Source organism: Borrelia sp. A-FGy1, assembly GCF_014084025.1.
In the GTDB taxonomy this organism is placed as follows: Bacteria; Spirochaetota; Spirochaetia; order Borreliales; family Borreliaceae; genus Borrelia.
Genome location: NZ_CP043695.1, coordinates 1,940 through 8,255, shown reverse-complemented (window position 1 = coordinate 8,255; position 6,316 = coordinate 1,940). Strand labels below are relative to the sequence as shown.

Genomic DNA, 6,316 nt, shown 5'->3' with positions numbered 1-6,316 from the left:
AGAAATGATATCTGCTGTGTGTTTTTCTTCACAAGGATTTATAAGACATACAAATGGATGTAAGTTTACTAAAAGATATTCCTTAACTTCTTTAATTGCCTTATAAATAAGGATATCAAGAGATCGAAAACCGTTCTCATTAAAGTAGTCTTTTGCCGCATCTTTTAGTAAATTTTTCTCACTCTTGGCTATTTGTTGCTTACCTGTATCACCAGACACACTTGATATCATCTTAAGACTTGCTACCCTATCCTCATAAGCATTGCTTGTAAGACTTAGACTTATGCCATCTAATACTTCGCTTTTAAATATTAGTAGTGGTCTGTAGTAGTTTATAACATTCATTTGTATTGCATTATCAACTAAATTGACTTTAATTGTGTCTTTTGGCATCTTTAACCTCCTTTTTATGTTTAAGCTTTATGTTAAGTTATTTCCTCTTTTATAACCTGGACATCAACTCTTGTTACAATATTGCTAGCGGTTGCCTTATTACTATATTTGCTCTTAATTGTAACAGGAGCATTTAGAGTAAAGCGTCCTATATGGTGTATCACATACTTTATCTTTAAGGTATGCTTCTCATCTATACTTTTGCTGAATTTGAAAATGTTTGAAGTATTGTGTAGGAATGAATTAAACTCTTGATACATTAGAGTCATTCGATTAAGTAAATCAATAGGGTTTTGGCTAGCTTCTGCTTCATCATATTTAACTAAATTAGCAAAGCATATGAAATATATGCTCATTATAAGCTCATATTCATTAACACTATCATAAAAGCCCCCACTTCTAAGTTCACGCTTACCTAGTTTGCCATAATCTATAATTTTTATAGCTACTACATTACAGCTACTAGTATTGATATCTTCTAAGAATGGATGATTTATGATATTGATAATCTGGATACTAATTCCACGTCTTTCCAGTAAATATGAGGCAAATGCTTGCAAGATTTGGGATATATATATTTGTGTTTCATGTAAATCTATTAACATACTCTACTTGTGCCTATATTCAATTGAACTTATCATCATACCCGTATCAACTAGCGGTGTGTCTGGGTGTTTTCTGCCCTTAGCACGATTAGCCTTAATCGTTGCATCTTTAAGTTTAGGTGTAACCTGCTTGCTTAAAACAAAATCCTTATAATAGATAATAAATATGGTTGCAATCTCTTCAAGAGCACCCTTAATGCTTTTCTTATTTAAAATAGCTTTCTTAAGAATAGAATGAATTATTTGCTGAAATTCTGTGCTGTTGTATGCCTTATAAAGGTGACTTCTTGCAGGCAAGTTGCTTGTACCAAGTTCATGAAATCTTGCAAGGTTAGCCATATCGTGTCCAAACCAACCAATCTCTATGGCCTTCACTAGAGTCACCACTCAGGCCTCCTCTATTATAATGATTTCTAGGTATGTGATACCTATCCTTGTATATTCTTTTACAGTTTCAACCAAATAAAAGTGATTTTTAATGCCTATCCTATCACCTGACTTTATTCCTAAATCTATGTTATTTGTATGTAACTTAAGATAAGAAGTAAAATCTTTTACCCCTAAACTTGCAAAATAATCTAGTTCTTTTAAACTTAATGAAGACAGACTGCCTGTAAACTTTACAGGTAGGGTTGAGTATTCCTTTTTTATTGTATTATAATTCTCATCTTTACTTAGAATTTGTTTGTAAAAATCTAGCTCTTGCTTAAAGTGATTAATTACTCTATTGCTAGATTTACTTATTCTTTGTAAAGCTTGACTCATGATATTACTCCTATTACCCGTCGGTGCCCTGTTCCTACTCTTTTAGCTAAATCTTTTACTAATTCAGTAAAATTATTACAAAAATCTTTACTATCAATATCCTTATTACGAGCCGGATCTGAGTACTCTATTGATAATTCACCCAACTTTTCAGCCTTAATTCGGTTAAATGTAAAATTTGTAAGTTGACCTCTTTTAAGGAGTTGACATGCTATAAAATAGTAGATAAGAAGGAATGACTCATTAGGAGAAAGAATAGTAAAATCTATTCTTTTTGTTGCCAAAATATCTTCTAGCAGAGAAATATAAGACTTAAAGTCCTTAAAAGATAAGTCGTTTAAGTCTAGATTTAAAAGCCCTAAAATACGGCAATGTATATCATTAATTCTACTATTGCCAGATTCTAATTCATGCACTTCTATACATCCCCTATATTAATTACAAGTATTGTATTATCAAGTGCCATGGTACTACCAATAACAAAATCAATATAACTAGTTTCCATGTCATTAGGTCTTTTTTCAACAAATTCATTAATTATAGGTGGTACTCCTTCATTTATGAGCAATAATTCAGGTTGAAGAGAAAATATTATTATCTTATCTTTTAATAATGGTGTTGTTCTAATTGTTGTTTTATTACCATTATTAATGCTTGCAAGGTCTTTTATTAGCATATCTTTGTAAGCAATTTTATTGCCATTATTATCATAAGCATTAAGCTTAAGACTTGTCTGGTTATCCATTAATACCATTATTGGTGAGTATGCATACTCTTCTAGGTTCATTTCTGCAAGCCCTTCTTTAAATGCTTCAAGTATTTTATCTGGTGAGTTTGCATTAGAAGATATGATATTTTTAACAACTTGATTTGGTGTATTAAGAAGTCCAAACATATTAGGTTTACCCTTAGTATCATTGAGTAAAATCTTTTGATATTTACCATCTTTATTAATAGATATGTAACCTAACAAGAAAAATGTAGACCTAATTCTGTCTATTAGACTATGTGCTTTTATATATGCTTCTTTAAATGGCAAGATATTACTATTAGAATCACCCATGTAACCATTCTTAACATATTTCTCTTCAGCACCTCGTCTTATATGATTGAATGTGTATTGTAGCCATAAGAAGCTTGTTTGTGTTGTAACGCTTCTAAATTGAATATTAGATACAACATTAGTTCCATTAGATACTGCGGTAGGTGTATCTTGTACAAAAGCTTCCCACTTAGTTGTCTTTAAATGCCCTGATGTTATATCTGTATTAATTACCTGCTTAGGGTCAAACCAATTATAAAATTCTGGAATCTTTATTTTATTCTCTACAAGAGCTTCTGAGACTCTTCTTGCATAATAATTATCATCTAGATATGACATTACTTATATTCTCCTTTTTTATATTGAATCTGTTTAATTCACTTTTGGTGCAACAAATCCATGAAAATCAATCTCCACCCCATAAATACCCTTTTTGTCGCTAAACTCAAATGAATCTTTAACGGCTGTTGCATGAGCATATGTATGCTTGCTCTTGACTGCCTTTTCTAATATTCCCTTATCTTGAAATACTAGTTTGTCGCCTGCTTTTATGTTGTTGTTAGCACAAACAAAATGCCCTTGACATACTGTTCGTACTATGTGTGCTACTTTCACGTACTCATCAACATTAACGCAAACAACATATAAGTCATCACCTCCACCTGCCTCAACTTGTTTCTCATAATTAGTGTCACCTACTAGCTTTACTCCCATCTTGTGGCAAAAACCCTTATAAGGCAATGCTTCAGTCCTTGTAGAAGTGTCAATTTTAGTTAATGCATGACTTGCAAATCCCTTATTTTGTTCAACAAAATCATGTTCAATCTTGACTGTAGGTCTAATATTGTCTTTACTACCCTTACTCTTAAGCATAGATAGAGCATCTTGTTGTTTGCTTTGTGTTGTGTTTTTAGCCTTCTCTTGCTGCAATTGTGTTTCAAGATTACTTTTCTCTTGTTGCAATTTCTGTATTTGTTTTTGCAACTCTGTTGTATCTGTTGACATATTTATATCCTCCTTTTTAGTGCTTCTTTTTACTAACTGGTATTTTAAGAGACTTTATTTTGTAATTTTTCTCTACTCTCTTTCCAATGATTTACATTTGCATATTTAAAGTCATCTTCTGATATGATATTCTCACCATTATTTTGGAAACTCTTAATCTCACCACTATGATGAGCTGTTAAGGTGTTGTATAGTGTTCTGTATGAGTTATCTTCACTCTTTCTTTTCTTTATGTTGTCTTTAGCAACTCTAAATAATTGACCTAAAAGCTTACTACCCATATTGATTTTACCCAAATCACTAGTGCCAGCTATTGCTAAGATAGTACCTTCAGGCACATATTTTTTAATCAAAGCCTTAATTTGAGCATCTAAAATCTCATCAGTTGTATAGTTTTGTCTTTCTAACTTCTCGGTATTAAAGTTAGGGGCTAGGTTTTTTTGTGCTAGTTTATCAACTTCACTAATGAATTTGGCCTTATCAGCAAGCTCTTTTTGTGTAATCTCATGCTTCTTATTAGCTGCAATCTCTCTTGCCACTTGCTCATCAATTGATAGCCTTGGTAGCTCACTTCCACCTTCATTAATGCTAGATTTACTTATCCTAAATTCATCTCTAAGTGCACTAATGGTATCAATAAGGTTTTGATACTCTTCTTTTGAAATACTAAATGCTTCCCTGTCTTTCTTGCTAATAGTATTAGCCTCATCAGCTAAACTCTTAGGACTTGTTACTTCTGAAGTTTTATCCATAAATCCCTCCTTTTTTCTGTCTCTTTTACTTATTTAGCCAATATTGATAAATTACTTTTAATATATTCTGCCTGCTCATCCTTAACCCTTGAGTCTTTTATAAGTGTTAGGTATTTGGTATATGCATCAATAAATAATGTCTCTTGTTCCACACGCTCTTTCATGCTTAGAACCTCTATATCATTAAACTTCATATCAAGGTTGTAATGTAGATTAAGTTTACTATTAACAGCAATCTCTACAGCTTCCTGAACGCTTTTAAGATAGTCATAGTAATTTGTCCTATCTCCCTTACCATCACTGCCCAAGCCTTTAACTTGCTCATTAAAGCTACGAGTTAATGGTTCTTTAGTATCAGCACCAATTTTTGCCTTAACTAATTCAAATGCATCCTTTAGGAAAGCAAGGTCATATTTTACTACCTCTAATCTAGCCTTTTCATTTGAAGTATAAAATATTCCATCATTATTTAATTTGTCCTTGATTTTAGTTAACTCTTGCTCTAGTGCCACACTTGTATGCCCTAGTGATTGCATTCTATTATTTGTATAATCGCTATCACCACCACCTCCTATTGAAGTTAAGAATTTGAAAAAAGAATTATTACCTTGTCTAAGCTTGTTAGCCTTCTCTTGCATCTCTTCTAGTGAATTCATAAGTTCAACTAGCGTTTCATCATTGTAGTGTAGGAAGGTAAAGTTACCAATTCGTTTATTTATTTGTCTATAAATATCTTCAAAAAGCTTAAACCCTGTTAGTAATCCTTGTGAGTAGACAGGAACAAATTGATCCAAAATTATATCGTAGTTCTCATACATAATAAGCCTACTCTTGTGTATTTGAATATTAGTATTAGTCTCATCCTTATCCTTGCTATACACATTGCGTAAATATCCAATATAAGGCTTATCTAGTTTAGGGTGATTATCTACTATTTTGCGTGGATCTAAGAATGTAAATCCTGTAGGTATATCACGATTAACTTCTAACTTAAGATCATCATCCATTCCACTTGTATTAATTAAAATATATCCAAAGCCATAAAATCTATGACTTATCATAGCCTGCCGCAATGCACTCTTAAGGCTTACTTTTAAAGTCTTAGCTAAAAGCATTGTCGTATTATCTGTTCTGGCACCCTCGCCATCTAATGAGTTAAGTGAAATACCATTCTTTAGTGCATCTTCTGGTGTGCTTTCAATATAATTCCTGAAAAATACAGAGTATTCATAAAGACTATGTGCATTTTGCTTATCCTTTTCTATTGACCTTTTCTCTTCTTCTAGAAAGTCTTCTGCATTTTTGTTCATATATTAATTTTAACAAAAAACATTTTTTTTCAACAAAAAGTTGACGCTTTTGTCAATATTTATCAAAAATAATTGTATTTTATCTGATTAAGTAAAATTTGTGGGGATTTATGCAAATAGTGCTACAAGCACTATTTGCTTTGTTCTATTTGTGTTTTAGTAATTTTGTTATATAAGTCTACTAACTTATCTCCAATAATTGGTAATAATAATACTGCAAATATAGTTATAAATACTCCTAAAATAACACTATTAGCTCTACTTGCATTTTCAAATTTATCAACTAGCAAGTCAAATTTAGTATCTATCTTAGCACTAAGCTCTGTTTTAACACTGTCTATTTTAGCATTAAGTTCTGTTTTGACATTGTCTATTTTAGTATCAAGTTTATTAATATCTTCTTTAAGTTCTGCTTTAACATTATCTATCTTAGTGTCAAGTTTA

At 31.5% G+C, this 6,316-nt stretch carries 9 protein-coding genes and 1 pseudogene; all 10 read right to left on the bottom strand.

The window, feature by feature from the left end:
• Positions 1-393, bottom strand: a 393-nt coding sequence (locus F0310_RS05335; RefSeq protein WP_182117936.1) for a DUF787 family protein, incomplete at its 3' end; no start/stop codon positions are given.
• Between the two features lie 32 nt (positions 394-425).
• Positions 426-998 (bottom strand): DUF764 family protein, encoded by a 573-nt coding sequence (locus F0310_RS05330; RefSeq protein ID WP_182117935.1) that lies wholly within the window; start codon positions 996-998, stop codon positions 426-428.
• Between the two features lie 3 nt (positions 999-1,001).
• Positions 1,002-1,385, bottom strand: a complete 384-nt coding sequence (locus F0310_RS05325; RefSeq protein ID WP_232535983.1) for a hypothetical protein — start codon at positions 1,383-1,385, stop codon at positions 1,002-1,004.
• A complete protein-coding gene (locus F0310_RS05320) occupies positions 1,386-1,763 on the bottom strand; it encodes a DUF1506 family protein (RefSeq protein WP_182117934.1) in 378 nt (125 codons plus the stop codon).
• On the bottom strand, positions 1,760-2,179 hold the full coding sequence (locus F0310_RS05315) for a DUF3890 domain-containing protein (protein ID WP_182117933.1): 420 nt from the start codon (positions 2,177-2,179) through the stop codon (positions 1,760-1,762). Before F0310_RS05315 ends, F0310_RS05320 begins: the two co-directional genes overlap by 4 nt.
• 2 nt (positions 2,180-2,181) lie before the next feature.
• Complete coding sequence (locus tag F0310_RS05310; RefSeq protein WP_182117932.1) at positions 2,182-3,144, bottom strand: hypothetical protein; 963 nt, start codon at positions 3,142-3,144, stop codon at positions 2,182-2,184.
• A gap of 33 nt (positions 3,145-3,177) precedes the next feature.
• Positions 3,178-3,810: a DUF228 domain-containing protein gene (locus F0310_RS05305; protein ID WP_182117931.1), complete on the bottom strand. Its 633-nt coding sequence runs from the start codon at positions 3,808-3,810 to the stop codon at positions 3,178-3,180.
• A 44-nt stretch (positions 3,811-3,854) separates the two neighbouring features.
• Positions 3,855-4,562 (bottom strand): DUF1357 family protein, encoded by a 708-nt coding sequence (locus F0310_RS05300; RefSeq protein ID WP_182117930.1) that lies wholly within the window; start codon positions 4,560-4,562, stop codon positions 3,855-3,857.
• A gap of 29 nt (positions 4,563-4,591) precedes the next feature.
• Positions 4,592-5,872 (bottom strand): anti-CBASS protein Acb1 family protein, encoded by a 1,281-nt coding sequence (locus tag F0310_RS05295; protein WP_182117929.1) that lies wholly within the window; start codon positions 5,870-5,872, stop codon positions 4,592-4,594.
• A 131-nt stretch (positions 5,873-6,003) separates the two neighbouring features.
• A pseudogene (locus F0310_RS05290) lies at positions 6,004-6,316 on the bottom strand (hypothetical protein); the annotation flags it as partial.